This is a genomic window from Edaphobacter sp. 12200R-103 (assembly GCF_010093025.1).
Lineage (GTDB): Bacteria > Acidobacteriota > Terriglobia > Terriglobales > Acidobacteriaceae > Edaphobacter.
This window is the reverse complement of record NZ_CP048114.1, coordinates 2,804,177-2,831,083: the sequence shown is the minus strand read 5'-3', so window position 1 is coordinate 2,831,083 and position 26,907 is coordinate 2,804,177. Positions and strand designations below refer to the sequence as shown.

The window sequence follows — 26,907 nt, the reverse complement described above, 5'->3', positions numbered from 1 at the left end:
CGGAGCCGCGCTCTAAAATTCCTTACTTCTTGTCGGCTGCAATCTCCGCCAGGACCTCTTCGCTGTGCTTCTGCACGTCAACCTTCGGCCACACCTTGACCACCTTGCCCTGCGGAGAGATGAGGAAGGTCTGCCGGCTGGCAAACTTCATATCGCCGTGCGTCGTCACGGGCACGCCGTACAGGTCTACGACCTTGTGGTCCGGATCGGCCAGCAGCTTGAAGCTGAAGGTATCCTTCGCGCACCATGCCTTGTGGCCCTCGACCGTATCCAGGCTCACGCCCAGCACCACGGCGTTGGCTGCGTCGTACTTCTTCATGTCGCGCTGAAAGTTGTGCGCCTCAATCGTGCAGCCCGTCGTCTGGTCCTTCGGGTAGAAGTACAGCACAACCCATTTGCCCTTGTAGTCCGTCAGGCTCACGGGCTTGTCTTCCTGCGAGGGCAGTGTAAAGTTCGGAGCCTTCGCGCCTGCCTGAACCTCGTCGGCGGCGTACGCGGTCGTGCCAAATCCGCATGCTGCAACGACACCAAGTACCAATGCGATCCACATTGTTCTGCGCATTATCGTTCCCCTTCTGTTTTGGAAGTTCCATTTTGTAAGACGGACAGGAACCCTGTAAGACGCGTGGCGCCTCCCCACGCACCGGAAATTTTACTCCGTGGTGACAATTCGCCACTGCCGCCCCGCCTCAGGCCGGATCGGCGATGATGGCGATCCCGGCCTCATCGGCGGCTGCGACGACTCCGTCAGGGTCGAAGATCAGGGTCCTTGCCACCTCGATGGCAAGACAGGTAGCGCCGGCGCTCTTCATCGTCTGGATGGTTCGAACCCCGATGACGGGAACGTCGAAGCGCATGTCTTGATTGGGTTTGGCGACCTTGACCACGGTGAGAGCCCGCCGGAGAGTCGTATCCTGCTGGCCGTCCGTTCTCACGGCATCTTCCGCATCGAGGGTACGAAACAGCGCCCCTGCGCGCTCGATGGTGGCGTCAGTCCCCTCCATGGCCTCGACGGCGACACACGCCTGTGCGGCGATCACAACCGTCTGGCCCAGGTCGTAACCCGCGATGGCGCGAGCGACCGTGCGGCCATAGGCAATATCTTTCTGCTCCTGCTCGTCAGGAGTCCGCCGGGTCAATACGCCGGGTTTTGCCAGAAGCGGCTCCAGAAACTGCGTCGAAGAGATCAGCTCGATGCCTTCATCTCCCAGCACCTTCGCTACCGCACCCAGCAGCACATCGGTCGAGCGCGTGCGCAGATTCAGCAGCAGCTTGGCCAGCCGCCAGTCCGGCCGGATGCTGGAGAAGATCTGCTTGTGCTTTACCTGCCCAGCCATCACCGCTCGGCTGACGCCTTCAGCCTGGAAGGTTTCGATGAGCTTTGAAAGCTCACCCAGCGAGAGCCAGTGCACATGAATGTCAGGGTCGGCCGTGGCGCGCGCATTGATCTCCTGGTCCGTCTCTTCCTTAATCGCGGCGACCACCACCGTCAGCCCGTGGGCACGGGCAGCATCAAGCAGCAGGAAAGGGAATCTTCCGTTGCCTGCAATCAGGCCAAGTTTCGACATGTGCTCACTCTAACGCATGTCGATCTCAGGCGCAGACGCAGACACGACTGCTTATCAGGGAAAGGCTTTCTTCTAGCGCTTCTTCAGATATCAAGGATCGAGAGATCATTCCGACAATTCCCAGTCAGAGTGTTACGGAGAATCCGGAAAAGGAGACTCCGCAATCAAATCATAGGCGCTGGGACTTTTGAAATTGGGGATCAATCGTTCACAGATGGAGGCATTCACCGTGCCGTACGTCGTGCTTGGCTTGTGTGAGAATCCCTGGAAGTAGGCTTGAAGGAATCTTTCCTTAAAATGTTTTCGGGGGTACTGAGCCACAATTTCATCTCGTAGATCCGAAGGAAACGTATCAAGCCCTCTTCCGAGCACATCGAGAGCTACACCCGAATAGAGCAGAGCTACTTCCGGGCGCATATAGTGAGTGATCCCCGGGGTCGTGTGCAGAGCAATCGCTTGCCAGACCGTTTGTATCTGCTCTTCGGGAATGCCATGCGCGACCAGAAATTGACGGGCAGCGTTTGCTCCATCCACCTCGAAGCGATCTTTCGGGCTGGAAAACTCCGTAATAAGACCCAGATCGTGAAATGCCGCGGCGACATAAAGGAGCTCAGGATCGAATCGCAGCTTTTGTTGGCGGCCCTGTTCAGCCGCGAACAGATATACACGCAAGGAATGATTGAAAAGCAACTCCGTGGAGTGCCCGCGCAGAATATCGGTGGCTTCCTTCGCTAACGGCGAATCGGGAAGTACAAGGGAGGAAGAGCTAGTTGGCATGTCTTCAGACCTCCATGAGAGAAACTGTATTCCCTATAGAAGGAAATGTGCCATGACAAGAAAGCAGCAGTTTCAGACATGGATAAGGCTGCCAATTTCGCGTTGCCAGGGAATCCTATTGTCTTGAGGTCCTGCGTTCGTTCCCTGTGGCGTCCTCCCAGGAGCAATCAAGACGCGATGACCTCAGAGGCCAGGCCTTCGCCTAAGATATTGATGACATGGGATCAAATATCGAGTGTCGTGTCCGCTAATCAGGTCGGAGGTTTCGTTGCACGGTGTCTGGCATCGTCCTATTTGATGATGCCGCGCTGACTCCGAGCGATGAAGTCGGCCAGGTAAGCTACCTTATCTCCGAACTCACCCGAGGCAACCTTCTCCCGAATCGCTGCGAGAGCGTCGGTCGTGTTGAGCTTGGAGGTTTGCAGGATACGGTAGGCGACGCGGAGCTGCTTGATCTCGTCGCGAGTAAAGCCTTTCCGCTCGAGGCCGACCTTGTTGATCCCATAGGCGTGGTTATTGCGCTCGATGCTGGTCAGGGAATAGGGAAGCACATCCTGGGTGATGGTGGTGCCTCCGCCGATGTAGGCGTGGGTGCCGATCGTGCAGAACTGGTGGACCGGGTTCAGAGCGCCGACGACGGCGTAGTCCTCTACTGTCACGTGCCCTGCCAGCGTGGCCGCGTTTGCCAGGATGACCCCGTTGCCGATCATCGAGTCGTGCCCGATGTGGGTGTAGGCCATAATCAGGCAGCCGGAGCCGAGGCGGGTCACGCCACCGCCTCCCGGAGTGCCTCGCGAGATGGTGACGTACTCGCGGATATCGTTCTTATCGCCGATCACGAGTTGTGTCGGTTCGCCCTTGTACTTCAGGTCCTGCGGGGCGATGCCCAGGCAGGCGAAGGAGAAGACGCGGTTGTCATTGCCCATTGTCAGGTGGCCGTCGAGGACGACGTGCGAGACCAGCTCACAGCGCTCCCCCAGCACGACGTTGGGGCCGATCGTGCAATAGGGCCCGATGGTGCAGCTTTCCGGGACCCGGGCCCCCTCCTGAACGATTGCGGTGGGGTGAATGCTCACTCGGACTTGGCCTCTGGCTTCTTTGTTCCCCGCGGAACCAGCGCGCACATCACGACGGCTTCGCATACCAGCTTGCCGTCGACGGTCGCCATGCCCTGCATGCGAACAGCGGTCGAACGCCAGTTGAGCACCTTCACCTCAATCCGCACCTGGTCGCCCGGAACGACGGGCTTGCGGAACTTGGCGCTGTCGATGCCGGTAAAGACCATCAGCTTGTTCTCGCGATCCGGAATCTCGGTCAGCAGCAGGGCTCCCCCGGCCTGGGCGATCGCCTCGACCATCAGGACGCCGGGCATGATGGGGTAGTCGGGAAAGTGGCCCTGAAACTGCGGCTCATTGAACGAGACGTTCTTGATCGCCACAATCCTTTGTTTTCGCTCCACTTCGATCACGCGGTCGATCAGCAGGAAGGGGTAGCGATGGGGGAGGATGGACATGATCTCGGTGATGTCCATGGTCCGGCTGGCCTCGGAAGTTGCGGCTGCCGAAGGGGAAACTGCAGAGTTTTCCGTCGATTCACTCATGGCAGACCTGAGTATAAACTGCCCGCTCCAGCGGGATCGGCCATAACCACTGTAAGCGTCTACGGTGGTTATGGCTTTTTGAGCAGAAGATCGAGGTTGAACAGGTCGGGCGACAGCGCCTGGTCGTAGGTAACTTTGGTGATGAATCGCTGGTTCACCATGTCGCCGTTCCGGTACCGGGTGATGTTATAAGGCGTTGGGATGCCCTGGACGGTGTGATAGTCCGAGTAGGTCTCTGCCTCCTCGTCAAAGTCGTTGAACTTCTCGTTCCTCCACTTGAAGGTGCGGCGCAGCGGGAGGTGCGAGGAGGCGTCCAGCTCCAGGGTGACAGCGTCGTTATTCGCGCTCAAGATGGTGACCTTGTCGGCGATACGGCGCTCGACCATGGTGGTCCCTTCGGCCAGGATCATCACGCCGGGAGCCTTAATCCACTTCTCGACGACGCTCTCGATGGAGTGATCCTGGCGGCGGTAGTAATCCGCGACCTGATCTTTGGGGAGCTCGGTACGCCCCTTATAAGTGATCTCGTATCCCTTGCCGGCAGTCCAGATCTGGACGACATCGATCTTTTTTCCGGGGATGAACATGCCTTTGGGGGAGAGGAAGCCGATGCGCTCGGCGGGTTCCTGCCCGGAGGCGGCGAAGCGGCGCCACCCGGTGTATTCGATCACGGTACCGTTCGGGGCACCGCGAAAGAAGGCGGCCGTACGTCCGGAGACCTGTATGTCCTTGCGGGAGAACCATGCCTGGCCTCCCAGAGCCTGAACCATCTGATCCAGCAGCTCTTTCCCGCGCTGCTCGTCGTTCTGGCCGGCTGGCTCGACCGGCGACGCGCTTGGAATCGCGCTTGCCTGGGCGACGAGGCGCATAGGCGCGATGCCTGCGAGGACGAGGAACAAGGCAAGAAAGGACTTCATCATCACTCCATTCAGATCCAGAAAAGACTATCCGGCCAGCACGGCTCCACCGTTGACATTAAAGACCTCGCCGGAGATAAACCCCGCAAGGGGTGTACAGAGAAACAGGATCGGTCCGGCGATCTCCTCCACTCTGGCAGGGCGGCCCAGGGGGATGGCGGCCAGCACCTTTTTGGACGTCTCCGGATGGGTGAGGGCAGCGGAGGACATCTCGGTGTCGACCCAGCCGGGAGCGACGCAGTTGCAGTAGATGCCTTCGGCGGCCAGCTCGCTGGAGAGGCTCTTGGTCAGGCTGACAAGGGCGCCTTTGCTGGCGGCGTAGTCTGCATGGAAGGCCTCGCCGCGCTGCGCAGCGGTTGAGGCGACGAGTACGATGTGCCCGCGGGTTGAGCCAGACGATTCCTGCCGCTTCATCTGGCTGACGGCGGCGCGCACCAGGCCAAAGGTGCTGTCGAGATTGACGCTGAGGGTGCAGCGCCACTGGGCCTCGCTCATCGACTCAATCGGGATGTCGTGGGGCGGCCAGATGCCGTGATTGACGACCAGGCAATCGAGGCGCCCGAACGCCTCCACGGCTGCGCGGACCAGCACGGCGCCGTCTGAGGGCGTTGCCAGCTCCTGGCGGATGGCCTGACAATCGGAGCCGCCGCAGTCGGCGATGAGCCGGGTAGCCTGGGCTTCGGAGTTGCGGTAGTTGAAGAAGACCTGTGCGCCGGACTGGCAGAACATCTGTACTGTGGCTGCCCCGATCCCACGGGAACCGCCGGTGATGAGGGCGGTGCGGCCGGCCATGGAGAGGGCCACACCAGGCTTCGTCACATTTTCCATATGCTGACGCTACCGAAAGCCACTATGATAGTGCAACTTCAACGGAACGCCTGCACGTAGCCCAGTTCACCGGAAGGAGACCTGCTCGTGAAGATCGCCGTTCTAATTGCCCGTATCCTGCTTGGGTTGGTGTTCACAGCCTTCGGGGTGAATACCTTTCTACACTTCTTCCCGATGCCTCCTCCACCTGGTGACGCAGGCCTGTTTGCCGGGCTGCTGTTCAAATATGGCTGGTTCGCCTTCATCGCAGTGCTCTATATCATTGCCGGAGTGCTGCTGCTGTTGGGCCGATACATCGGGATAGCACTGACGATCCTGGCACCCATGATTGTCGTCATTCTGCTCTTCCACATCACTATGAATCCGCAGGGAATCGGCCTGGCGCTGTTTGTGGCCGTGCTGGAGGTCTTTCTGATCTATGCGCATTGGCACCATTTCGGCGCGGTCATCCATGGAAGGCACCGGAAGACCACCGATAGCAACCACAATCTTTGAAGGCCTCTTCCGTCAGGCCTTGTTCTGCGTTGCCAGGAGAGCCCTGCGCTGCGCGATGATGCGCTTTCGTTCGCGTAACGGCAGGGCAAGAATGTCGCGGGTCTTTCGAGGGAGCCGGGCGGCTACGATGGCGTGAGCAGCGGTAAGCTCCTCCTTCCACTCGGTGGGACGGAAGACGTCCCAGCGTTCCACGGCGACCCAGTGCGCCCTTGCAAAGTATGGCGCGGGAGAGACGCCCTCCCGCTCCAGTAGCTCCGAGTAGCGTTCCTGCCCTGCACAGAAGGAGATGACACCGCGACCGTCTGCTTCCAGGTTGGCCAGTGCGAACATCTTTCCGCCAATGGCCTTGTCCCCTGTCCAGAAGACGAGGTTTGCGCCCCACTGCATCGTCTCGGCGACGTGAGGCAGGCCGAGGAGAAAGCTGCGGATGCGCTCGACGTCCATGACCCCGAGTATAAAAGGTGTTCCAGGGTGTCTCCACATGTGGATTTGCTTTCCACGGGGGGCATCCAGAGCGCGTCGGCGCGGAAGCCTGCCCTGAGTGAAGTCGAAGTGGATCTGCGTTTTTGTTCGCCTCAGCCTTCAGCCTGAACCGCTCTCTAAAGGAGAGCCTCCGCGTGAATGAGAGCCCCAGTGTAACTGTATTTTTGCTTTGAATTCAGATTTATTACCGCAGAGCTGTTCGGCAAAACTCAAGGCAGATTCTTCGACTGCGCTTCCCGCGATAAGACAGCGCGAAGTTACGTTCAGCACGACACCTTCCTGGAGAAGGCTCCGAAGCCGGTACTCTGGATCGACTGCCACAGTGCATCTTCGCGCGGCCCGGATCGGATTCCAGATATATGGGAATACGTCCTAAAAGCGTGCGCGGACGGCTTCCCGGTGAAGATTTTCAGGGAAGACGCAGGCGTATCGGGCCCTTTGCGCTGATGGGATCGACGGGCCTGTCTTTTTGCGTCATGACTAATTTGCCGGCCCTTGCCAGACGTCGCGCGGCAGCACGGGCGGGCTCCATCAGGGACTCCCAATCGTGTCTGGAGGCGGTGCCGCCGATCAGCTTGGCGGCCTCCGAAGGGCAGATGCTTTTGCCGGGGCCGCGCTCTGCCAACAGTTCGAGGATGGCGGCTTCGAGCTCGCTGGCCCTGTCTTCTGCAGGATGTCCGCTGCATTGCGGACAATACTTCGCGATGTCCCAGTCTCGAGCACGGCCTTCGCTCCAGAGAAAGGGCCGTCTGCAGGTCTTGCAGAGGCGTTCTTTTCGCGGTGTTTCGCGGTCGGGTTTTGGTCTGCGATCCGGCATGTTTCAGGTTCAGCAAGAGGCGCGGGGTGAAGGTCGCGTCTCTGCAGGGCTGTGGTCTCTTTATACTTAACAACGACCATGCCGACTTTTCCATCCGTTGAAGAACAACTCGATCTGATCACCAAAGGGGCTGCGGAGATTCTGCCGATGGATGCCCTCAAGGAGCGCATTCAGCAGTCCATTAACGCGGGGAAGCCCCTGCGGATCAAGGCCGGCTTCGACCCGACCGCTCCTGACCTGCACCTGGGCCACACGGTTCTGATCCGCAAGCTTCGCCACTTTCAGCAGCTTGGCCACACGGTCATCTTCCTGATCGGTGATTCGACGGCGCTGATCGGTGACCCGACGGGCCGCAACGTCACCCGCAAGCCGCTGACCCCGGAGCAGATCAAGGTAAACGCCGAGACGTATAAGGAACAGGTCTTCAAGATTCTTGACCCCGAGAAGACGGAGGTCCGCTACAACTCGGAGTGGCTGGACAAGCTGAGCTACTACGACCTTGTGCGGCTGCTGGCGCAGTTTACCGTCTCGCAGATGCTGGAGCGCGAGGACTTCCACAAGCGCTTCGACGCCGAGCAGCCGATTGCGCTGCACGAGATGATCTATCCGATCGCGCAAGGGTACGACTCGGTTGCGCTTGAATGCGACGTGGAACTTGGGGGCACCGACCAGAAGTTCAACCTGATGCGCGGGCGCGACCTGCAACGCCACTTCGGGCAGCCCCAGCAGATCATCCTGATGAACCCGATCCTCGAGGGTCTGGATGGTGTGCAGAAGATGTCGAAGTCCCTGAACAATGCCATCGGGATCCATGAGCCGCCGTCGGAGATGTACGGCAAGCTGATGTCGATCTCCGACGAGCTGATGTGGAAGTACTGGACGCTGCTGACCGACCTGCGTGGTTCGGAGATTGCGGCGATGCAGGCGGAGGTTGCTTCGGGAACGCTGCACCCGATGCAGGCGAAGAAGAACCTGGCACACACCATTACGCGCGACTTCCACTCGCAGGCGGCTGCGGACGCCGCGGCAGAGGGCTGGGCTACGCAGTTCCAGCAGCGCGCCGTGAGCGAGGATGTTCCGGTGGTGCAGATTTCGCGTGAAGCCGAGGGGCTGGGAGCCGGGGAGGATGGCGAGTTGCGCCTGCCGAAGCTGCTGCAGCTGACAGGTCTGGCGGCCTCGACGGGCGAGGCTACGCGCAAGCTGGGGGAAAACGCGGTCAGCATCAACGGCGAGAAGTTTAACGGGCGGACGATCTCGTTCGATCAGCTTGGGCCGAAGCCGGTGCTTCGGCTGGGCAAGCGTGCTGTTCGGGTGGAATGGGCTTGAGCTAAGGGCTGTCTGCCTGGCGCGGGTTATTTGTTCTGCCTGGAGGAACATCTCAGCTGCGGGCGAAATACAGAGATTCTTCGCCTGTGGCTCAGAATGACGAGCTTCTTAACTTTGAGGATGACTTTCTGTCGATTGCGCTATGAGATCGATTGGATGGAGAATTTGCGACTCTCTTCGTTTTCGTGCGTCCAAAGCTCAACCCTATGACGAGCCCGTGGAAGGCTGAACAGATCCCTTTACTGACTGGCAGACGGTTTCTGATTACAGGAGCCAACAGCGGCATCGGTTTTGCCGCAGCCCTGAAGCTGGCCCGCAAAGACGCGGAGCTGATTCTTGCCTGCCGCGATGTGCGAAAGGGCGAAGCGGCGCTTGGGCGGATTCGCGAGGAAGCGCCTGGGGTGAGGGCCGAGGTTGCTGCGCTGGATCTAGCCTCCCTTGCTTCCGTGCGGGAGTTTGCGGCACGAGAGCTTGAGCGGCAGCGGCCGCTGCATGTGCTGATCAACAATGCAGGCGTGATGGCGGTGCCGCGCAGAACCCTGACAGCTGACGGCTTTGAGATGCAGTTCGGCACCAATGTGCTGGGACACTTCGCCCTGACGGGGCTATTGTGGCCGGCGATCAGGCAGGCTGAGGCCTCCTCCGCCGAGGCGCCGCGCATAGTGACGATCGCCTCGATCGCGCACAAGCGCACGCATCTGGAGCTGGAGGATCTGCAGTCGGAGCGGTCGTATTCGCCGATGCGGGCCTATCAACAGTCCAAGCTCGGCAATCTGATGCTTGCGCTGGAGATGGGCCGGCGGTTGCTAGCCAGAGGATCGCGCATACGCAGTGTGGCCGCGCATCCCGGCATCGCGGAGACGGCGCTGTTTCGCACGGAGGAGCGTTCAGCCCTCGCGAGAACTCTGCGCGTGGCGATTGGACATGCCATCGGCATCTTTCTGAACGATGAAGCCGAAGGTGCGCTGCCTACGCTGTACGCTGCGACTTCTCCGGAGGCAGAGAGCGGCGGCTACTATGGTCCGCAACAGTTTGGCGAGACACGTGGAGATACTGTCGGACCGGCGAAGATTGCGCGTCATGCCCTTGACGAGACGCTGGCTGCAAAGTTGTGGAAGAGGTGCAGCGAGCTGACCGGCGTTGATTTTGCCTGAACAGCGTGGCGGCAGATTCGGCTGTCATTGATCGATGCGGCAATGATCCCGGCGCGAGGCTATGACCGTGCGTGATGTCTGGTGAGGTAGGTCTTTAGCGCAACGGCGTTATTGTGCTCCGTGTCGTGAGAGCTGAACAGGAGCGTAACCGTGCCTTTGCGCGCGGCACTGCGAATCGGTTGCAGAGCTTCGGGCTTTGCATCCAGCTCCGCGAAGTAGCGCCGTTGGAACTCCTTCCATTTGTCCGGATCGTGATTGAACCACTGCCGCAGCTCCGTGCTGGGCGCGGCGTCTTTTACCCAGGCGTCGAAATGCAGGGCTTCTTTTCGGATTCCGCGTGGCCAGAGCCGTTCGACCAGAAAGCGGGAACCATCTTTGGACGGTTCATCCGGTTCGTAGACTCGTTTGAGTTGAATCACAGCGTGATCCTCCGTTTTTGACCTATGCCATTGTGACGGATGTCATAGCATGTTGGTCGCCCGCTCTGTACTTTTATAACGTGACCGCCGAGAGACAGGATGCGACTTCACCGCGTCGGGAGCCAGGACACCGTATGTAAAAAGTCGATGCCGAAGGTTGTGAGGAAGCAGAGTCGTGATTATGCTGTTTCAGGTTGATGGGAGTGCTGAAAGGCCGACATGATTTCTTTTGATGCAGCGCATAAGGCCGTACATGATCCCGGCGACCGTCGCCTGCGGGTATGGGTGCGACCATCGATTCTGATTGGGGCCGGTGGAGTTATCGTCGCCCTGGTCGCGGCTGCCTGGATTCAGTTTCTCTGGTTCGGTATGCCCAGGATTCCGGCCGTGCCTCAGGTCTATCCGAACGATTTTGCGGGGCCGCACGGTTTTCCGTTGTGGGTGCGCTGGAGCCACTTCTTCAACTTCCTCTTCGTGACACTGCTGATTCGCAGCGGGCTTTCGATCCTGTTCGACCATCCGCGCCTGTACTTCAATGACAATTGCACGCCGGGCAGCGAGTGGCTCCGTACGACACCCATCAAGGTTCCGCGCGATCGCGTGTGGACCGCAAAGGACGATGCCCGGTATCTGACGCCGATGATCGGCACGCCGGGATATCGGCATACGATCGGCATCGCCCGTGTGTGGCACTTCATCAATGTGCACGGCTTTATCATCACCGGGATATTTTTCATCTCAATGCTGTTCAGCACCGAGCAATGGAGGCGTATCGTTCCCACCTCTCCTGTTGTGCTTACGCAGGCCTGGAACACATGGGTTCATTACGCCACGTTTCATATGCCGGCGGAGCCGAATGGCTTTTACGGATACAACGCGCTTCAGCAGATCGCGTACTTTACCATGGTCTTTGTCTTTGGCCCCGGGGCCATTCTTACCGGCATCGCCATGTCACCCGCCGTCGTGAACCGTTTCCCGTGGTATGCGAAGCTGTTCGGAGGCAGGCAGGCGGCACGCTCGATCCATTTCCTTACTATGTTGAGCTTCCTTGCCTTTCTGGTGGTGCATGTGACCCTGGTGGTGATGACCGGGTTTGCGCGCAATATGAACCACATCGTGCTGGGCACGGATACTCTGGGGCATCTCGGAATGTGGCTCGGTTTCTGCGGCATCGGCGTAGTGGTTCTGTCGTGGGTCGTTGCGCACTGGCTTTCGTGGCGGCATCCGCGACGGTTGCAGCATGCGCTGAAAGTAGTGACCTACCCAATGCAACTGCTTACATTGAACCGGCTGGTTCCGGAACAGCGATACGACGAGAAGGATATTTCGCCCTATTTCTGGCCGAATGGCAAGATGCCGGTTCGGGAAGACTGGAAGCGCATGGCGGAGAATGGATTTCGCGACTTCCGGCTTAAGGTGGGTGGCCTGGTCGAGCATCCGGTGGAACTGTCGCTTACCGAGCTGGAAGAGTTTGGTGTCATGGAGCACATCACGATGCACCATTGCATTCAGGGCTGGAGCGGCATTGCCAAATGGGGCGGGCTGCCGATGAAGAGGCTTGTAGAACTGGTGCGCCCAAGCCCGGAGGCTCATACGGTGGCCTTTTATTCTTATGGCGAGGCGCTGTACGGGGGGCCGTACTACGACACGCAGAGCCTTGAAAACGTCCTGAAGAATGAGTGTCTGCTGGCCTCGCAGATGAACGGCGAGCGGCTCGACCAGCTTTATGGCGCACCGCTCCGGCTGCGGGTCGAAAACCAACTCGGATACAAGATGGTGAAGTGGATCGAAAGAATTGAGTTCGTTGAATCCGAAAAACTTCTGGGCAAGGGAGAGGGCGGAAAGAATGAAGATGACGAGTATTTCGATCTCCTTCCGAACATCTGATGCAAGGACATCGGGCATTGCCGCCGCCACCCCATAAGGACCACGGCCTCGATCATATTCTGACGCTGGCAGAGCGGCTGCGCCTGGAATGGCTGCTGCGCCATTTTCCGCCGCGGCTGGTGCGAGCCCTCTACGTCTTTGTCAATGGCTTTGTGACGATCGGGCTGCTCGCGCTGCTGGCTCTTCTCACGGATAATCCGTTTGTCTTTCCTTCGCTTGGTCCTACGGCATACCTGCTCTTCTTCTCGCCGCTGGCCGAGGCATCCAGTCCGCGAAATACCATCCTGGGGCACGCCATCGGGCTGATCTGCGGCTATCTCGCTTTCGTATGCACGGGTGCAGGGAACGTGCCGTTCGGGATTCATCCGGGCATCTTCTGGCCGCGGATTCTGGCTGCCGCGCTCTCGCTTTCGGCAACGGGGGCCATCATGGTTCTATCCCGCGTCAACCATCCCCCTGCAGGAGCAACAACGCTGATTGTCTCCCTGGGAATCATCGATAAACCAGGCGAGCTGGTCATCATCGAGATAGCCGTGTTTCTGCTCGCGGCCCAGGCTCTGTTGATCAACCGCCTCGCCGGGTTGCCGTATCCACTTTGGAATGCACTGCAGACCGGAGCGGGGCGGACCGGCGGTGGCGAAGCAGGCCGTTGCTGACCTGTTGCCCCAGAGCGAATGTGCTCGTTGACCTCGAAGAGATTTTATTGCCGGGCAGTCCGGACACCTCGGCCTGGTTCCGCGGATTTCCGAAATGCCGGCGATACGTCTAAACACTGAATCGGCAGGATTGTTGAGTGAATCGGCGATTATTCGCTAACCGAGATGCCTAAACATGCGGCACTTCAACCACCATTTACAAGACACCTGTTGTTTTCCCAATGGAAATATGTCATTCTCCTGTTGGTAAGCCAAATGACTGGCCAACGGGACGATTTTGTATGAAACAGAAGAAGGATGTCCAGCAGGGAACGCTGACACTGATGGTGCTGAAAACGCTTCACGTGCTCGGACCGTTGCACGGGTATGGCATTGCCCGGCGTATCGAGCAGATCAGCGGCGACTTGCTTTCGCTCAATCAAGGCACGCTTTATCCTGTCCTGCTGCGGATGGAGCAGGAAGGTGCCGTCGCATCCGAGTGGGGACCTTCGGAGAACAACCGTCGAGCGCGCTTTTATCGTTTGACCCGTGCAGGACACAAACTATTGGAAACCGAAAAACGCAATTGGGAGCAGACGACGGCAATCATCGCGCGCTTCTTTGAAGTGGAGGCAGAGGATCTGTCATGAAAGCCCTCAGACGGTTATTCACTCGCCTTTATAACTTCGTGGCTGGGCAAAGCGGCGACGAACGGCTCCGAGAAGAAGGATTGTGAATTGGCTTGTACAGGGTCAGGCACCCATTGAGATCTCCTCGATACGAACATGGCGATCTACCTCCAGTTGAGAGCAGGGGCGACGGTCGTCAGGATAGCTTCGAGAACGTGAACATTGTAGGCAACGCCTAGCTGGTTCGGGACGGTTAGCAGTAGCGTGTCGGCCTCCGCGATTGCCTCGTCGTTCCTGAGCTGTTCGATGAGGATGTCCGGCTCAGCGGCGTAACTGCGGCCGAAGATCGCCCGCGTGGTTGCATCGATGAAGCCGATCTTGTCCTTATCCTCGCCTCCTCTTCCGAAATAGGCGTAATCCCGGTCGTCGACCAGAGCGAAGATGCTGCGGCTGACGGAGACTCGCGGAGTGCGAACGTGGCCGGCTTCCTTCCAGGCGGCGTGATAGGCGCGAATCTGCGCCGCCTGCTGGATGTGGAAGGGCTCGCCGGTCTCATCGTCTTTGAGGGTTGAGGACTGCAGGTTCATTCCCAGCTTTGCCGCCCAGACAGCCGTCGCATTGGAACCGGCTCCCCACCAGATACGATCACGCAGTCCTTCGGAGTAGGGCTCGAGACGCAGCAGACCGGGCGGATTGGGAAACATCGGGCGCGGATTTGGTTGAGCAAAACCCTGGCCGTCCAGAAGCTTGAGAAATTCCTTCGCGTGATCCCGGCCCATGTCGGCATCGTTCTTGCCTTTAGGTGGGAGATAACCGAAATAACGCCAGCCATCGATGACCTGCTCCGGAGATCCGCGGCTGATTCCCAACTGCAGGCGTCCTCCGGCGATAAGGTCGGCGGCCCCTGCGTCCTCGGCCATATAGTGCGGGTTCTCGTACCGCATATCGATGACGCCGGTGCCGATCTCAATCTTTCGCGTCTTTGCTCCTATCGCCGCCAGCAGAGGGAATGGCGATGCCAGTTGGCGCGCAAAATGATGAACCCGGAAGTAGGCTCCGTCGATGCCAAGGCGCTCTGCTTCCACGGCGAGATCGATGGATTGGAGAAGGGCGTCCGCTGCCGACTGTGTCTGCGACTGCGGTGAAGGCGTCCAGTGGCCGAAGGAGAGGAAGCCGATGTTCTTCATACTAATCAGTCTAGAGCTGGCTGCAGAATATTGCCTGCTGCTGAAGACTTAGCTGAGACCTCGTTCCACCATGACCACCAGTCGTTCACCCAAAGCCAGAACCGTCTCGTGCGGCATGGCATGGAGTGGCCCCTCAAGCACCAGAAGCGCCAATCCATGAACCGTCGACCACGCGAGATACTCCGCATTCTGGCGGGTCTTTTTGCTGAGCAGGCCGCTCTCCAGCATGCGGTCCAGAGCGAGTGAAAGCAGCTGAAACGCATTAAGTCCCATGGAAGCTGTATTTGCCGGATCGGGAGAATCAACCGGCGGAGGAACCGAAAAAGCCGTGCGAAACATTCCCGGCTCTCTCATGGCAAACCCGAGGTAGCCCATTCCGACGGCGCGCAAACTTTTCCTCGCAAAGGCCTGTGGATCGCGGCCTGGGCGGCACTTCCTCATCTCATCTTCAATAGCTGCGGCGACCCGAGACAGACATGCTGAGCGTACTGCATCCAACAATTCAGCCTGACCGGCAAAGTGTCTGTAAGCCGCATTGGGAGAGACACCTGCCCGGCGGGTCGCTTCACGAAGAATCACGGCATCGGGCCCTCCGCTCCGCGCCATCTCAAGGCCGGCGGTTACAAGCGCATTGCGCAGGTCGCCATGCCGGAAGGTCGTTCGCTTTTGAGTGGAGCCTCTCTTTTTCATGATTTATTCAAAAAAGAGTGTATCGCGGAGAGGGCATTTGTGGACAGCATCCACTTTTGAGTGATAGCGTATGTGGACGGTGTTCACTTGAAAAGACAATCATCAACGGAAGGTGCGACATGGCAGACGGATTTATCTGGTACGAGCTTGTCACCAATGACATGGACAAGGCGGTAGCGTTCTATCGCAAAGTGGTGGGTTGGAACATCCGCGATTCGGGAATGCCGGGAATGCGGTACATGATCTTCGGCAAGGACGGTAAAGATGTGGGCGGCATGATGACCTGGGCGGGCGCCGGTGCATCCGAACTTCCGCCTGAGTGGATGGGACACATCCATACAGCAAAACTCGACGAAGAGCTGAAAGCTGTAACGGCCGATGGGGGAACCATTGTGAAACCTGCTCAAGACATCCCCGGAGTCGGCCGTTTTGCTATTGTGCTGGACCCGCAAAAAGCGAAGTACCTGCTCTTTGAGCCTGCAAAACAGGAGGCTCCGCCGCGTCTGGATCAAATGGCTGAGGGCAACGTTGGCTGGCACGAATTACTCGTCGAGGATGCGGCGAAGGCCTTCGATTACTACTCCGGGCATTATGGCTGGCAGAAAGATCACGCACACGACATGGGAGCCATGGGCATCTACCAGACCTTCCGCACCGATAAGCCCCTTTACACCGGCGGAATGATGAACAGTAAAGGTCCCGGTATGCCCGAAGGTATTCCGCCGCACTGGCAGTTCTATTTCATCGTGGATGATATTGAAGCTGCGCAGAAGCGTGTGACTGATGCGGGCGGCAAAATAGTGCTGCCTCCCATGGATGTTCCCGGAGGCTCGCGCATTCTGCAGGCAACCGACGATCAGGACGGCCATTTTGCCTTGATGCAGGGACCAAAATCGTAACAGCGATGTACCTGATATCCGACGAAGCTCAAAAGTGAGAGGAGAGTGATATGTCCGAAAAGATGGTGACCTGCCTGTGGTTCGACCATGGGAAAGCCCGTGAGGCTGCGGAGTTTTATGCAGCCACATTCCCCGACAGCCGCGTGGGCAAGACCAGCGCTTCCCCCACGGATACGCCGTCAGGCCCCGAAGGCCAGGAACTTATCGTTGAGTTCACGGTCTGCGGCCGTGATTTCCTTGGCCTCAACGGCGGTCCCACGTTCGTCCCCAATGAAGCGGTGAGCTTCATCATCCTCACCGAGGACCAGGCAGAGACTGACCGCCTGTGGAATGCCATCGTCGGCAATGGAGGCCAGGAGAGCATGTGCGGCTGGTGCAAGGATCGCTGGGGCTTTTCGTGGCAGATCACCCCGCGTGCGTTACTTGCCGCGACGCAGGATCCGGACCGCGCAGCGGCCAAGCGCGCGATGAATGCAATGATGACGATGCGGAAGATCGATATCGCAGCGATCGAGGCCGCGCGCGCCGGCAAGCCATAAGTTCCTTAGCCGCGGGCGTTGTGACAGCCAGCGCCTGCGTTTTTAATACTCACCTTACGACCCTTTCGACAAGGAGTACTGAATGGCCGATAGCACGAGCCTCACTCCCGCGGCGGAGTTGGCTGCCAGAAACAAAGCACATTTTCCAAATGAGACTTCGGAATATCGCCAGGCTCGCAACCGCCTTCTTTCCGAGGAGATCGAGCTTCGGCGCAAGAATGAGCAGGTGGCGGCATTGCGCCGATCCCTTCCGTCCGGTGGCAAAATTCCCGAAGACTATGCTTTTGAAGGCGCCAATGGCGTGGTTCGCCTCTCGCAGCTGTTCGGCGACAAGGATACGCTCGTGCTCTACAGCATGATGTTCGGGCCGCAACGCGAGAGGGCGTGTCCCATGTGTACCGCCATGCTCACGTCATGGGATGGAACGGCCAGAAACCTGCGCGAGCGTGTCGCTGTCGCGGTCACCGCGCGTTCGCCCATCGAACGTCTTCTCGACTTCAAGAGAGAACGCGGCTGGCAGAACCTGCAGATTTACTCCGATGCCAAAGGCGACTACACACGCTCCTATGTCAGCGCCGACGATGGCGATGTCCCTGGCCTCTCCGTCTTCACTCGACGCGATGGAGCCATTCGTCATTTCTGGAGTGGAGAGATGAGTGGGGAGATGGCCGACCCCGATCAGGATCCGCGTGGCGCCCCGGACCTCGATCCTTTATGGACGATCCTCGACCTCACGCCTGGGGGACGCGGCTCTACCTGGTACCCGAAGCTCGAATATTGACAGGGAAAAAGTCCGATGGTCGGGGCGGAGGGATTCGAACCCCCGACCCTCTGCTCCCAAAGCAGATGCGCTACCAGACTGCGCTACGCCCCGACTGACTCTTAGTCTAACCCACCCGTTCTATCGCTGTCGCAATTAAAGCCGGACCTGTAGGCCGCCGCTAAAACAAGGTCGGGAAGTGAACGTTGACGCCGAAGAGCGCGTGCATAAGACCGTTTGCGAGCCATGCCAGCAGGACCATCGGGATGAGCATGAGTAGAGCCATGATGGCGAAGAGGACGATAAGGAAGATCCAACTCTGGATGGTTTGCTTGCGCGGAGCGTAGAGGCTTCCGGTCAGCAGGGCGTAGTTGCGGCGGTTGGCGCGCCATGCGATATCGAAGGCGTCGCCGAGGAGCGGGATCGCGCCGACGATCACCTCGATCACGACGTTCGCCACCATGCGGGTGAGGACGACATAGGGAACACCACGCATCCAGGCGGCGAAGATGATAAAGCAGGAGGCAATGCCGCCGAGGATGTCTCCGATGCCGGGAACCAGGCCGACGATTCCGTCAAGGCCGAAGCGGATGGAGGTTCCGGGGATGCGAATGAAGTCGTCGAGGATGTGGGAGAGGATGTCGAGGTTCTCATCGTCGAAGACACCGCGACCTCGGCGGGTGCGTGGAGAAAGGATCTCGGGCTGGAGGGGAGGTTGCATCGGGAAGATTGGGCCGGACCGCAGGATTTTTCCGTCTTCGACAAGTGAATGCTACAATTGATAACGATACGGCGGCTATAGTTCAGTGGCAGAACGCCGCTCTGTGGCAGCGGATGTCGTGGGTTCGAACCCCACTAGCCGCCCCAAAAATCCCTTCAGTTTCAAGGTCTTCCGGGGTAACCGTATCACAAGCCCTTCTTTCTGACGCCGTGGCCCGATCTTCACAAGCCCCGTTTACTACAAGCGAAAGCGCAGGGCTCGCGGCCTCCGCGAAAATCTTTGCTGGGACCTCCGGCTGGGCTTATCCGACATGGAAGCCTGAATTTTACCCGGAAGGTACGCCGGCGAAGCGCTTTCTCGAGTTTTATTCCAGACAGCTCAGCTCCGTCGAGGTCAATTACACCTTTCGTGCTCTTCCCTCGGCAACGCTGTTGGAAGGCTGGCTTGCGGCTACTCCTGAGTTCTTCCGGTTCAGCTTCAAGGTGCCGCAGAGAATCACGCATATCAAACGTCTGGCTAACTGTGAGTCGGATGTGGCCACTTTCGTGTCGATGCTGGAACCGGTGCGGGAGGCTGGCAAACTCGGCCTGTTATTGTTTCAGCTTCCTCCCAACCTGAAGGCAGACGCGGGCCGGCTGGAGAGTTTTCTTGCGGCTCCGGCGCTTCATGGTGCGAGCGCGCCATCGATTGCGTTTGAGTTTCGCAATGAGTCCTGGTTCACGGAGGAGATTTACGCCGTTCTTCGCGCGCACGATGCCGGACTTTGTATCGCTGAAAGCGACGAGCTTGCGACCCCGGAGGTGCATACCTCGCAGAGGTTTGCCAGTTTTCGACTTCGTCGCACAGGGGCTTATAGCACGGAGGAGATCACGAGGTTCGCCGAGCGGTTTACGGCGCTCGCTGCCGGGCGCGATGTCTTTGCTTACTTCAAGCATGAGGATGAGCCGACCGGAGCGTTGAATGCGGTGGCCTTTTTGAAAGGTGTTGCCGAGAGGATTAAGCGCCAGTGAGCAGCACGAAGGAACGGATTGCGCAGAATGTGGCGCATATGGTTGAGTTTGCGCCGCGGCGTTTTGCCCGCAATGGGCACCTGCAGACGATCGTCGGCAACTTTCTCCGCCGGCAGAACTCGCTTCCGCCGGCGGAGTCGGTGCTGGTCGAGGTAGCTTCCGGAATCGATGGTCGTATGGGGAGCCAGGTGCTCTGCGACTGTCACTGGCAGCCGGAAGAGGTACGGGCAGTACGTCCTACCGCGATCATTGTCCATGGGCTCGAGGGCTCTTCCAACTCGCAGTACGTGATCGGTAATGCCAACAAGCTTTGGCAGGCCGGGGCCAACGTTATTCGAATGAACATGCGCAACTGCGGCGGGACGGAGGCGCTCAGCTCGACGCTCTATCACTCGGGCCTGTCAGGCGATGTTGGCGCGGTAATGCGGCACTTTGTCGATTTGTACGGTCTTAAATCGATAGCGCTGATTGGGTATTCGATGGGCGGAAATCTGGTCCTCAAGCTGGCTGGAGAGCTGGGTTCCTCCGCGCCGCGCGCACTGCGTTCTGTCATCGGGGTATCGCCGGTCATCGACCTGGCACCGTCCGCCGATGCGCTCCATGCCCCTCAAAACCGCATCTACGAGATGAAGTTCCTGCGCGCACTGGTAGCGCGTTTTCGGCGCAAGGTCGCACTGTTTCCGCATGTTTACGATCCTGGCCGGGCCGATCAGATTCGCTCCATCCGGGACTTCGACGAGCGAATCACCGCTTTCTACTCCGGTTTCACCGGAGCGGACGACTATTACTTCCGCGCTGCCAGCGCGCGGGTTCTTGACATCATTGCAGTGCCAACCGTGATTCTGAATGCGGCGGACGATCCCTTTATCCGGCTGTTGCCGGAGAGTCGCGAAAGGATCGCCGGCAATCCCCGGATTACCTTCCTCGAAACCTCCCATGGCGGCCACTGCGCCTTTCTCGCTGCTCCTGACCAGGCGACAAACTATGACGGCTATTGGGCGGAGCATACCCTGCTGCGTTTTCTGCTGGAACACACCGGCGAATAGGACGCTTTGCATTCGGGAGCATTCAGGATTCGTCATCCTGAATGCAGTGAAGGATCTCTGTATTCTGCCCGGAGCACCGTCGACGTCACAGGCAAAAATACAGGGATTCTTCGGCTTTCTGCCCCAGCGAGCAAGCTCGCCGGGGACCCCGTTCGCCTCAGAATGACGGCATCCAAGTGTCGATTGCTCAGGATGATGAAACACCGCAGTGGGATACGAGAGGAAGAATCTTTATTGAAGTTTTTTTCGGGGGTATCGCGGGGAGTACCTGCGCGAGTTTTCACCGTAAGGGCAAGCGGATGAGCCTCTTAAACTGAAGCTGCGATGTCTGTGTGCAGCAAAGTGCGTAAGGTCGGGTTCTGGTGTGCCGTTTGTGCGGCTGGGTTGAGTTGTACAGCCGTTGCCGGCGGTTTCACGTCGAGAACGAAGACGACCTCGGGAGCCAGGCGCGCGGTCGTGTTGTCTCCCTGGGAGAAGGCGACACAGAGCCGGGAGGCCCTGGAAGCGAAGCCTGCCCGAGAACGCACGCGTGAGGATTATCAGCGGACGCTGGACCTCTTCCGGACGATCTACCATGACGATCCGGGAAGCAGGTATGCTGCCGCGTCGGTCAATTCTGTGGCCGAGCTGCTGGCCGCGCAGGGCCGAGACCTGAAGGATCAGAAGAGCCTGAAGGATGCTGTCGGTCAGTACGAATTTCTGCGGAAGCAATATCCCGGCAGTTCGTTCCGCATGGGCGCCCTGCTGGCTGAGGGACAGATCTACGAAAACGACCTGCGCGATGAGGCGACAGCGCGGGAGAAGTATCAGCTGTTTGTAAACCTGTATCCGGGCAACTCACGTGTGGACGAGGCGAAGGCCGCGCTCGCTTCGCTGGATCGAAGCACGGCGGCCACGAAGTCCTCACGGCAGACACTCCAGACGAAGAGCACAACTCGAGCCGCGACGAAGGCCAACTCTGCGGCGGCTGTAGACGATCCGTCCTCGTTCGCTCCTATGCCGACGACGGGGGCCGCAGTCGCGGCAGCGTCTCGCCGGAGATCAGTACAGCCTGCCACGACGGTGCCGAACACAGCGCAACCCGCGGAGGCGGCGAGCCCGCAGCCCGCGATCTCCCACGTGGCGGCGATAGAGAGGCATGGCGGCGGACTGGCGCAGGTGACTGGCATCCGGCATTGGTCGACCCCGAACTACACGCGCGTGGCCATTGATCTGGGCGACGATGTTACCTACGAGGCGGCGCGGGTTCCGAATCCGGACCGCATCTACTTTGACCTGCACGGTACACGGCTGGCGCAGTCGCTGGCAGGCAAGACGTTTACGGTGACCGATGACGGATTCCTGAAGCAGGTCCGAGCGGCACAGTTTTCGAACGATATTACTCGCGTGGTGCTGGATGTAAACGACGTGACGGAGTACTCGGCGTTCCTGCTGCCGAATCCTTATCGCCTGATCATCGATATCCATGGCAGCAATGTGCGGTCGCAGGTGGCAGGCACGCAGACGCCTGTGCCGGCGGCAGGTCCGCAGAAGAAGGAGACAGCATCCCGTGTTCCTGCTCCCAGAACGGAGCGGGAGCAGGTGGCTACCTCAAGGCATCCGGTTCCGGATTCGGTGGCGACCAGCAGCGCAGCCGCGACGGCCGATGTTGCGGACCTGAGCCAGCAACCCGGCAGGCAGGAGGCGACAAAGGTTCCAACGTCGAAGCCGATTGCGGTCGTTCCATCGAAGGCGGGGAACCCTGCCGGATCGCGCGCATCGCGCCGCAGCAGAACCCAGACGGCAGAGGCGGCTCCGGCGCGGGCGGCAGTCCCGACGGCGGACGGGCAGACCTCCCTGGTTCGGGCTCTGGGACTGAAGATCGGAAGGATCGTGATCGACGCAGGGCACGGCGGACACGACTCCGGAACGATTGGCGTGGATGGCCTGGAGGAGAAGGACGTGGTGCTGGATGTGGCGCTTCGCCTGGGCAGGCTGCTGCACGAGCGCCTGGGTGCGGAGATTATCTACACGCGCTCGGACGATACCTTTATCCCGCTGGAGACGAGGACGGCCATCGCCAACAAGTCGCAGGCTGACCTGTTTCTGTCGATTCATGCGAACTCATCGCGTGATGCCAGTGCGCGCGGGGTTGAGACCTACTACCTGAACTTCACTTCGCAGCCGGACGCGCTGCAGGTGGCGGCGCGTGAGAATGCGGTGAGCGACCAGTCGATCTACCAGTTGAGCGACCTGGTGAAGAAGATCGCGCTTAAGGAGAAGATCGATGAGTCGCGCGAGTTCGCTGCAGACGTTGAGGAGGGCCTCTTCGCGGGACTCGCACATGGCAATGCGGGTCTGAGGAATCGCGGCGTGAAGAAGGCTCCGTTCGTGGTGCTGATCGGGGCGAATATGCCTTCGGTCCTGGCAGAGATCTCGTTTGTGACCAATCCACGGGATGCCGAGCAGCTCCGTCAGCCGGAGTATCGGCAGAGGGTGGCCGAAAGCCTGTACAAAGGCGTGGCCAAGTATGAGGCTGGGCTGAGCGGAGCGAGGATTCCGGTGGAACAGGCGCAGGCGGTCAGCAGTGCTCCGCAGGTATCGCGGTAGTTCGAGCGTGGTCCTGTGTTCCGTCGTTTCTCTGATTCCTGGGCTGGTAGTTAACCGGCCGGTGGAACCGCAGATCCTTCGACTTCGCTGCGCTTCGCTCAGGATGGCACGGCTGGTGGACGGGCCAGTACGTTCTTAATATCTCATTTCATTGAATATCCCGCTTTCTAGATCTCTTCTACAGGTGTCATCCTGAGCGGAGCGGCGACGCCGCGCAGTCGAAGGATCTGCGGTTTGGGGAAGGCGAATTGAGCGAAGATCCGCAGGTTACCACTCAACCTTCCGGCGGTCAGATCTCGTGACGGTGCCCGAGAGAACTCCCATTCAAAACGATCAGTTACCGGATGATGTGAAGAATCCTGTCCCACCGGGCGAAGCGAAGAGTGCTGGAGTCGTTGGGCGGATGGGTGAGGCTGATTCCAGCGGCGCGGGGGAGGACGTACTCGTTGGAGCCGGGCTGTCGCAGAGAGAAGTAGACGAGCAGAGGGCGGCCGACGATGTTTTCGCGCGGGACGAACCCCCAGTATCGGCTGTCCTCGCTGTCGTTGCGGTTGTCGCCCAGGACGAAGTAGTGATTCGCCGGAATGATGAGCTCGCCGTCGTCGATGAGCTTGCGCATCTGCATCCACCAGCGAGACTCGATGGCAGGATCAGCGTTCTGGAGTCGGGGGAAGTTGTCGCGGAAGTTGTCCGGTCCGGTGGGCCGGTAGATGGCGTAGGGTTCGTCAAGGCGCAGCCCGTTGACATAGACGTGACCATCGCGGAGACGGAGCCGGTCGCCGGGAATGCCCACCACCCGCTTTACCAGGTGGATGGTTGGATTGACCGGAAAGTGAAAGACCACGACATCTCCCCGGTGGATGGTTGCGGAGGGCAAAAAGAGAGAGTCGGCGGCATCGGAGGTGATCTCCTTGTCGACCAGCAGAAAGTCGCCGATGAGAAGAGTCGGCTCCATGGAGCCGGAGGGAATGCGGAAGGGCTGGACCGTGAAGGTGACGATGAAGACCGCGATCACGATGATGGAGATCAGCGACTGGATGGCAGGCAGCAGTCCGGGTGGTGGGGTTTGCCGGCTCGCCGATGGAGTGAAGCGCGGAGAGGATGGAGCAGGGCGCGAGAGTGTCGCACCATCGCCCGGACGAGCTGGAGCGGCCGGCGTCAGGGCGGGGGTACTCATTGCACGGTCCCTGCCTGACGCCGTCTTTCAGAGATCGGTTTTGTCACGGGTGCAGCCAACTGGTGTTCTGCCTGCAGGCGTTCAAAGCCGATACGGGCGGCACGCTGCTGCGCCTGTTTTTTTGTTGTCCCTTCGGATTCGGCCAGAGCGCGCGAGCCGCCGTTGCCGTCCGGGATGCGGACCTCGACGGAGAAGAGCTTCTGATGGTCCGGGCCAGTCTGGGCTTTGAGGACGTATTGGGGCTGCCCGGAGCCGATGGCCTGCAGGTACTCCTGGAGAGCGGATTTGTGGTCGCCGATGGCGTCGCTGAAGGTGTTTCCGGAGTCGAGCGCACCCTGAAGCGCGGGCAAAGAGGGCTCAATGATGCAGCCCTCGATGAAGGCACGGGCGACCTCCAGGCCGCCGTCAAGGTAGAGGGCCGCGATGATGGCCTCCAGGGCATTGGCCAGCAAGGCGGGTTTCTGGCGTCCGCCGCTCTGCTCTTCTCCGCGGCCCAGGCGCAGCATGGCGCCCAGCCCGATGCGCTGGGCTACTGCCCCGAGATGGCGGCGGCTGACGAGGGAGGCGCGGAGGCGGGTCAACTCTCCTTCGCGGGAGTTCGGGAAGCGGCGATAGAGACTTTCGGCAACGGCCAATCCGAGGACAGCGTCGCCGACGAACTCAAGCTGTTCGTTGTCGCTGGAGGGATCGAGCAGGGTCTCGGGGTTGGTCTCGTAGGCGAGAGAACGGTGGGTCAGGGCCAGGGTCAGCAGCTCGGGTCGCTGGAAGTGGTGGTCCCATGGAGGAGTGGGTGTTTCGCCCGATTGCTCACGTGCGGACTTTCTGCGGCGCGTCGGCATTACATCCTCTCTCGGAATTAACTGTACCGAAATGTTGGACGCTCCAAAGCGGGGAGGGGGTACTACTCATTGGGGCGATGGTGGTCGATAGGCGTCCTTCTCTGCTTTGCCACTAGGGTCAAGGGGTTCATTATCGTTATCTTCGGCGCGCCGGGGAAGAAGGAATGGCTCTTTGAGTCCCTTTTCGGCGGCAGCCTTGGTGTCGGGTTGCGAGTCGCGGACGGCGAGTGCGGCCTTGTACTCGGCGATCGCCTTTGTGCGCTCAGGGTGGTCCCCGGATTGTTCCGGGTCGCGGGCGATGTCGTAGAGGCGACCCAGGTAGATGTGGGTCCAGGCGAGGGTACGCGGATCCTTGGCCAGCGTCAGGGTCTTGTTGAGGTGGGTAAGGGCGGCCTCGGGATCGCCCTGCACCAGCTCGACCCGGCCTGCGAGGTAATTGGCCTGGGGGTCGTTGGGGTTTGCCTTGAGGGCTTCGTCGGCCATCTGGCTTGCGCCGTCGACGTCGCCTTTCATCAGCTTTATCTCTGCCAGTTCCATCCCCTTAAGCTGGCGGGGAGCGCGTTTGACGAAGTCGTGACTACCCTCGGGAAGGAAGACAACCTGCTCGGCGGCATGCTTTTCGCGATCGACGTCCATGCCGTAGACCATCTCGGCGATGTCCTCTTTAAGGCTGACGCCGTCCTTCTCCATCTGGGCGAGCTTGTCGTAGAAGTAGCCGGCGAGCACCCAGCCCTGGCGAATGTCGAGGTCCACCTGTTTGCGGCGGACGGTCTCCGATTGCCGCTCCCAGTTGGCGAGCGCAGCCTCGTAACCGGTCATATCGGAGCGCTGGCGCACCTGGCTGGGACGCCTGGGTTTCTCGAAGCCCGTGTCCATGGTGTGGGCTTCGACGGATTTGATGAGATTTTCGGTGATGAAGGCGGAGATGTCGGACTTGTAGGTGAAGTCCAGCGGAGCAGTCTGAACGGTCTTCAGGAGCGGCAGCAGCCGATCCATGGCGCTGGCGCGCGCGTAGACCATCGGCTCGATCTCATAGTGCAGATAGGTGTGGCGAATCTCGTCCATGTGGACCTGGCCGAGCGGATTGCCGGAGGGCGAGACGACCACAATGTAGTCGGTGCCATAGATGCGCGCGTTCGTGGTGGAGGGCGCCAGCATGGGCTCAAGCACGACGAGGAAGCGACGGCCATCGTAGCTCGAGATCGGCAGATGCAGATAGATGTTGGTGTCGAGGATGGCCTTGGTGAGAGGGTCGTGGACCTTGTCGACCAGGGCCTCATAGTCGCCGCGATGCGTCACCCAGATGGCGTGGAGGTTGATGTCCTCGGCGAAGGTGCGGAGCAGAGGGAGGATATTGACGACCTGCGTGGAGTCCGGGGGCAGCTGCGTCTCTTCCACCGTGGGAGTGAGCTGCGGAGGGGGACTGAGGTAAAGCGAAAGAGAGATGTACTGCGCAAGGTTCAGGCCGGGGTCCGCCAGCCTGTGCTCGCGAATATAGCCGCAGAGCGCGTCACGATGATCGCGGGCCGCGGGAGTGGCGGAGGCGAGGGACTGGTTGATCTCGTCCCGGATGGCCTTGCGAACAGGTGCGGAGTTTTCGAGGTCGGCATCGTACCCGCAGGCGTTGAGAGCGGCGGAGAGATAGAAGAGCGGCTCGCTTGTCTCCAGCGAAATGGCGGCTCCCCCAGGAGTCGACTGACCTACGCTGGGCCGCGCCGGCGCGCGCTGGTCGTTCTCCATCGACGAAGAGGACTGGGGATTTGAAGAGCTGGAGGAGCTTGAAGACTGCGCTCCGGCTGCCGGGGCCGCCAGGGACGCTGCAACCAGAAGAAATGTCGCTGTTTTGGCTGGAAAAAACACGTGAATATTGGACTCTCTCAGGGGAGTTTAGGGGAGCGGTGAGGCAGGCGCAAGA

At 59.7% G+C, this 26,907-nt stretch carries 28 protein-coding genes and 2 tRNA genes; 13 read left to right on the top strand and 17 right to left on the bottom strand.

Annotated features, from left to right (window positions below):
• Positions 1–22 precede the first annotated feature (22 nt).
• From GWR55_RS11765 to GWR55_RS11735, 7 genes are all read right to left on the bottom strand, one after another.
• Complete coding sequence (locus GWR55_RS11765) at positions 23–562, bottom strand: peroxiredoxin (RefSeq protein WP_162402434.1); 540 nt, start codon at positions 560–562, stop codon at positions 23–25.
• A 127-nt stretch (positions 563–689) separates the two neighbouring features.
• Positions 690–1,568: an LpxI family protein gene (locus GWR55_RS11760; RefSeq protein ID WP_162402433.1), complete on the bottom strand. Its 879-nt coding sequence runs from the start codon at positions 1,566–1,568 to the stop codon at positions 690–692.
• Positions 1,569–1,700: 132 nt separating this feature from the next.
• Positions 1,701–2,345: an HD domain-containing protein gene (locus GWR55_RS11755; RefSeq protein ID WP_162402432.1), complete on the bottom strand. Its 645-nt coding sequence runs from the start codon at positions 2,343–2,345 to the stop codon at positions 1,701–1,703.
• 290 nt (positions 2,346–2,635) lie between these two features.
• Positions 2,636–3,421 carry an acyl-ACP--UDP-N-acetylglucosamine O-acyltransferase gene (gene lpxA, locus GWR55_RS11750; RefSeq protein ID WP_162402431.1) on the bottom strand — a complete coding sequence of 262 codons (786 nt, stop codon included), beginning with the start codon at positions 3,419–3,421 and terminating at the stop codon, positions 2,636–2,638.
• Positions 3,418–3,945, bottom strand: coding sequence for a 3-hydroxyacyl-ACP dehydratase FabZ (gene fabZ / locus GWR55_RS11745; RefSeq protein ID WP_162402430.1), 528 nt, complete (start codon positions 3,943–3,945; stop codon positions 3,418–3,420). Before fabZ ends, lpxA begins: the two co-directional genes overlap by 4 nt.
• A gap of 68 nt (positions 3,946–4,013) precedes the next feature.
• Entirely contained in the window at positions 4,014–4,865 is an 852-nt protein-coding gene (locus GWR55_RS11740) for a hypothetical protein (RefSeq protein WP_162402429.1), read from the bottom strand.
• Between the two features lie 24 nt (positions 4,866–4,889).
• A complete protein-coding gene (locus GWR55_RS11735) occupies positions 4,890–5,690 on the bottom strand; it encodes an SDR family NAD(P)-dependent oxidoreductase (protein ID WP_162402428.1) in 801 nt (266 codons plus the stop codon).
• Between the two features lie 87 nt (positions 5,691–5,777).
• Here GWR55_RS11735 and GWR55_RS11730 point away from each other — a divergent pair, with 87 nt between their 5' ends.
• On the top strand, positions 5,778–6,185 hold the full coding sequence (locus tag GWR55_RS11730; protein WP_202925497.1) for a DoxX family protein: 408 nt from the start codon (positions 5,778–5,780) through the stop codon (positions 6,183–6,185).
• Between the two features lie 12 nt (positions 6,186–6,197).
• Here the strand turns inward: GWR55_RS11730 and GWR55_RS11725 are convergent, their stop codons facing one another.
• Positions 6,198–6,629, bottom strand: a complete 432-nt coding sequence (locus tag GWR55_RS11725) for an MmcQ/YjbR family DNA-binding protein (protein WP_162402427.1) — start codon at positions 6,627–6,629, stop codon at positions 6,198–6,200.
• A gap of 448 nt (positions 6,630–7,077) precedes the next feature.
• Positions 7,078–7,485: a DUF3253 domain-containing protein gene (locus GWR55_RS11720; protein WP_162402426.1), complete on the bottom strand. Its 408-nt coding sequence runs from the start codon at positions 7,483–7,485 to the stop codon at positions 7,078–7,080.
• A 78-nt stretch (positions 7,486–7,563) separates the two neighbouring features.
• Here GWR55_RS11720 and tyrS point away from each other — a divergent pair, with 78 nt between their 5' ends.
• Both tyrS and GWR55_RS11710 read left to right on the top strand, forming a co-directional pair.
• The gene (gene tyrS / locus GWR55_RS11715) at positions 7,564–8,811 is read left to right on the top strand and encodes a tyrosine--tRNA ligase (RefSeq protein WP_162402425.1); all 1,248 of its coding nucleotides are present in this window, start codon (positions 7,564–7,566) and stop codon (positions 8,809–8,811) included.
• A 206-nt stretch (positions 8,812–9,017) separates the two neighbouring features.
• Positions 9,018–9,965, top strand: coding sequence for an oxidoreductase (locus GWR55_RS11710; RefSeq protein WP_162402424.1), 948 nt, complete (start codon positions 9,018–9,020; stop codon positions 9,963–9,965).
• Positions 9,966–10,024: 59 nt separating this feature from the next.
• Here the strand turns inward: GWR55_RS11710 and GWR55_RS11705 are convergent, their stop codons facing one another.
• Complete coding sequence (locus GWR55_RS11705) at positions 10,025–10,384, bottom strand: DUF488 domain-containing protein (RefSeq protein ID WP_162402423.1); 360 nt, start codon at positions 10,382–10,384, stop codon at positions 10,025–10,027.
• A 219-nt stretch (positions 10,385–10,603) separates the two neighbouring features.
• Here GWR55_RS11705 and GWR55_RS11700 point away from each other — a divergent pair, with 219 nt between their 5' ends.
• The 3 genes from GWR55_RS11700 to GWR55_RS11690 all read left to right on the top strand — a co-directional run bounded on the left by GWR55_RS11700 (position 10,604) and on the right by GWR55_RS11690 (position 13,556).
• Complete coding sequence (locus tag GWR55_RS11700; protein ID WP_162402422.1) at positions 10,604–12,271, top strand: molybdopterin-dependent oxidoreductase; 1,668 nt, start codon at positions 10,604–10,606, stop codon at positions 12,269–12,271.
• Between the two features lie 17 nt (positions 12,272–12,288).
• Positions 12,289–12,927 carry an HPP family protein gene (locus tag GWR55_RS11695; RefSeq protein WP_202925496.1) on the top strand — a complete coding sequence of 213 codons (639 nt, stop codon included), beginning with the start codon at positions 12,289–12,291 and terminating at the stop codon, positions 12,925–12,927.
• Between the two features lie 281 nt (positions 12,928–13,208).
• On the top strand, positions 13,209–13,556 hold the full coding sequence (locus GWR55_RS11690) for a PadR family transcriptional regulator (protein WP_162402420.1): 348 nt from the start codon (positions 13,209–13,211) through the stop codon (positions 13,554–13,556).
• A gap of 143 nt (positions 13,557–13,699) precedes the next feature.
• On the opposite strand, the gene GWR55_RS11685 is transcribed toward GWR55_RS11690, so the two are convergent.
• Both GWR55_RS11685 and GWR55_RS11680 read right to left on the bottom strand, forming a co-directional pair.
• The gene (locus tag GWR55_RS11685; RefSeq protein ID WP_162402419.1) at positions 13,700–14,722 is read right to left on the bottom strand and encodes an LLM class flavin-dependent oxidoreductase; all 1,023 of its coding nucleotides are present in this window, start codon (positions 14,720–14,722) and stop codon (positions 13,700–13,702) included.
• A 48-nt stretch (positions 14,723–14,770) separates the two neighbouring features.
• Positions 14,771–15,412, bottom strand: coding sequence for a TetR/AcrR family transcriptional regulator (locus GWR55_RS11680; RefSeq protein ID WP_162402418.1), 642 nt, complete (start codon positions 15,410–15,412; stop codon positions 14,771–14,773).
• Between the two features lie 119 nt (positions 15,413–15,531).
• Between GWR55_RS11680 and GWR55_RS11675 the strand changes: the two genes are divergently transcribed.
• The 3 genes from GWR55_RS11675 (at position 15,532) to GWR55_RS11665 (ending at position 17,631) form a co-directional block, all read left to right on the top strand.
• Positions 15,532–16,311, top strand: coding sequence for a VOC family protein (locus GWR55_RS11675; RefSeq protein ID WP_162402417.1), 780 nt, complete (start codon positions 15,532–15,534; stop codon positions 16,309–16,311).
• 50 nt (positions 16,312–16,361) lie between these two features.
• Positions 16,362–16,850 (top strand): VOC family protein, encoded by a 489-nt coding sequence (locus tag GWR55_RS11670; protein WP_162402416.1) that lies wholly within the window; start codon positions 16,362–16,364, stop codon positions 16,848–16,850.
• A gap of 82 nt (positions 16,851–16,932) precedes the next feature.
• Complete coding sequence (locus tag GWR55_RS11665; RefSeq protein ID WP_162402415.1) at positions 16,933–17,631, top strand: DUF899 family protein; 699 nt, start codon at positions 16,933–16,935, stop codon at positions 17,629–17,631.
• A 16-nt stretch (positions 17,632–17,647) separates the two neighbouring features.
• On the opposite strand, the gene GWR55_RS11660 is transcribed toward GWR55_RS11665, so the two are convergent.
• Together GWR55_RS11660 and GWR55_RS11655 are read right to left on the bottom strand one after the other, a co-directional pair.
• Positions 17,648–17,724: transfer RNA gene (locus GWR55_RS11660), tRNA-Pro, on the bottom strand.
• Between the two features lie 67 nt (positions 17,725–17,791).
• A complete protein-coding gene (locus GWR55_RS11655; protein ID WP_162402414.1) occupies positions 17,792–18,331 on the bottom strand; it encodes a DUF4112 domain-containing protein in 540 nt (179 codons plus the stop codon).
• Positions 18,332–18,402: 71 nt separating this feature from the next.
• Between GWR55_RS11655 and GWR55_RS11650 the strand changes: the two genes are divergently transcribed.
• From GWR55_RS11650 to GWR55_RS11635, 4 genes are all read left to right on the top strand, one after another.
• A tRNA-His gene (locus tag GWR55_RS11650) sits at positions 18,403–18,477 on the top strand.
• A gap of 63 nt (positions 18,478–18,540) precedes the next feature.
• Positions 18,541–19,341: a DUF72 domain-containing protein gene (locus GWR55_RS11645; protein WP_238398370.1), complete on the top strand. Its 801-nt coding sequence runs from the start codon at positions 18,541–18,543 to the stop codon at positions 19,339–19,341.
• Positions 19,338–20,387, top strand: a complete 1,050-nt coding sequence (locus GWR55_RS11640; RefSeq protein WP_370521135.1) for a YheT family hydrolase — start codon at positions 19,338–19,340, stop codon at positions 20,385–20,387. Before GWR55_RS11645 ends, GWR55_RS11640 begins: the two co-directional genes overlap by 4 nt.
• Positions 20,388–20,771: 384 nt before the next feature.
• The gene (locus GWR55_RS11635; protein ID WP_238398369.1) at positions 20,772–22,976 is read left to right on the top strand and encodes an N-acetylmuramoyl-L-alanine amidase; all 2,205 of its coding nucleotides are present in this window, start codon (positions 20,772–20,774) and stop codon (positions 22,974–22,976) included.
• 337 nt (positions 22,977–23,313) lie between these two features.
• On the opposite strand, the gene lepB is transcribed toward GWR55_RS11635, so the two are convergent.
• From lepB to GWR55_RS11620, 3 genes are all read right to left on the bottom strand, one after another.
• Entirely contained in the window at positions 23,314–24,153 is an 840-nt protein-coding gene (gene lepB / locus GWR55_RS11630) for a signal peptidase I (RefSeq protein ID WP_162402411.1), read from the bottom strand.
• Positions 24,150–24,992 (bottom strand): ribonuclease III, encoded by an 843-nt coding sequence (gene rnc / locus GWR55_RS11625; protein ID WP_162402410.1) that lies wholly within the window; start codon positions 24,990–24,992, stop codon positions 24,150–24,152. Before rnc ends, lepB begins: the two co-directional genes overlap by 4 nt.
• 66 nt (positions 24,993–25,058) lie before the next feature.
• A complete protein-coding gene (locus tag GWR55_RS11620; RefSeq protein ID WP_162402409.1) occupies positions 25,059–26,852 on the bottom strand; it encodes a lipopolysaccharide assembly protein LapB in 1,794 nt (597 codons plus the stop codon).
• Positions 26,853–26,907 lie beyond the last annotated feature (55 nt).

What these genes read in the sequence shown, in the direction of transcription:
- GWR55_RS11765 (WP_162402434.1), bottom strand. Translation starts at nt 562, where the DNA reads ATGCGCAGAACAATGTGGATCGCATTGGTACTTGGTGTCGTTGCAGCA.
- GWR55_RS11760 (WP_162402433.1), bottom strand. Translation starts at nt 1,568, where the DNA reads ATGTCGAAACTTGGCCTGATTGCAGGCAACGGAAGATTCCCTTTCCTG.
- GWR55_RS11755 (WP_162402432.1), bottom strand. Translation starts at nt 2,345, where the DNA reads ATGCCAACTAGCTCTTCCTCCCTTGTACTTCCCGATTCGCCGTTAGCG.
- fabZ (WP_162402430.1), bottom strand. Translation starts at nt 3,945, where the DNA reads ATGAGTGAATCGACGGAAAACTCTGCAGTTTCCCCTTCGGCAGCCGCA.
- GWR55_RS11740 (WP_162402429.1), bottom strand. Translation starts at nt 4,865, where the DNA reads ATGATGAAGTCCTTTCTTGCCTTGTTCCTCGTCCTCGCAGGCATCGCG.
- GWR55_RS11735 (WP_162402428.1), bottom strand. Translation starts at nt 5,690, where the DNA reads ATGGAAAATGTGACGAAGCCTGGTGTGGCCCTCTCCATGGCCGGCCGC.
- GWR55_RS11725 (WP_162402427.1), bottom strand. Translation starts at nt 6,629, where the DNA reads ATGGACGTCGAGCGCATCCGCAGCTTTCTCCTCGGCCTGCCTCACGTC.
- GWR55_RS11720 (WP_162402426.1), bottom strand. Translation starts at nt 7,485, where the DNA reads ATGCCGGATCGCAGACCAAAACCCGACCGCGAAACACCGCGAAAAGAA.
- tyrS (WP_162402425.1), top strand. Translation starts at nt 7,564, where the DNA reads ATGCCGACTTTTCCATCCGTTGAAGAACAACTCGATCTGATCACCAAA.
- GWR55_RS11710 (WP_162402424.1), top strand. Translation starts at nt 9,018, where the DNA reads ATGACGAGCCCGTGGAAGGCTGAACAGATCCCTTTACTGACTGGCAGA.
- GWR55_RS11700 (WP_162402422.1), top strand. Translation starts at nt 10,604, where the DNA reads ATGATTTCTTTTGATGCAGCGCATAAGGCCGTACATGATCCCGGCGAC.
- GWR55_RS11690 (WP_162402420.1), top strand. Translation starts at nt 13,209, where the DNA reads ATGAAACAGAAGAAGGATGTCCAGCAGGGAACGCTGACACTGATGGTG.
- GWR55_RS11685 (WP_162402419.1), bottom strand. Translation starts at nt 14,722, where the DNA reads ATGAAGAACATCGGCTTCCTCTCCTTCGGCCACTGGACGCCTTCACCG.
- GWR55_RS11680 (WP_162402418.1), bottom strand. Translation starts at nt 15,412, where the DNA reads ATGAAAAAGAGAGGCTCCACTCAAAAGCGAACGACCTTCCGGCATGGC.
- GWR55_RS11675 (WP_162402417.1), top strand. Translation starts at nt 15,532, where the DNA reads ATGGCAGACGGATTTATCTGGTACGAGCTTGTCACCAATGACATGGAC.
- GWR55_RS11670 (WP_162402416.1), top strand. Translation starts at nt 16,362, where the DNA reads ATGTCCGAAAAGATGGTGACCTGCCTGTGGTTCGACCATGGGAAAGCC.
- GWR55_RS11665 (WP_162402415.1), top strand. Translation starts at nt 16,933, where the DNA reads ATGGCCGATAGCACGAGCCTCACTCCCGCGGCGGAGTTGGCTGCCAGA.
- GWR55_RS11655 (WP_162402414.1), bottom strand. Translation starts at nt 18,331, where the DNA reads ATGCAACCTCCCCTCCAGCCCGAGATCCTTTCTCCACGCACCCGCCGA.
- lepB (WP_162402411.1), bottom strand. Translation starts at nt 24,153, where the DNA reads ATGAGTACCCCCGCCCTGACGCCGGCCGCTCCAGCTCGTCCGGGCGAT.
- rnc (WP_162402410.1), bottom strand. Translation starts at nt 24,992, where the DNA reads ATGCCGACGCGCCGCAGAAAGTCCGCACGTGAGCAATCGGGCGAAACA.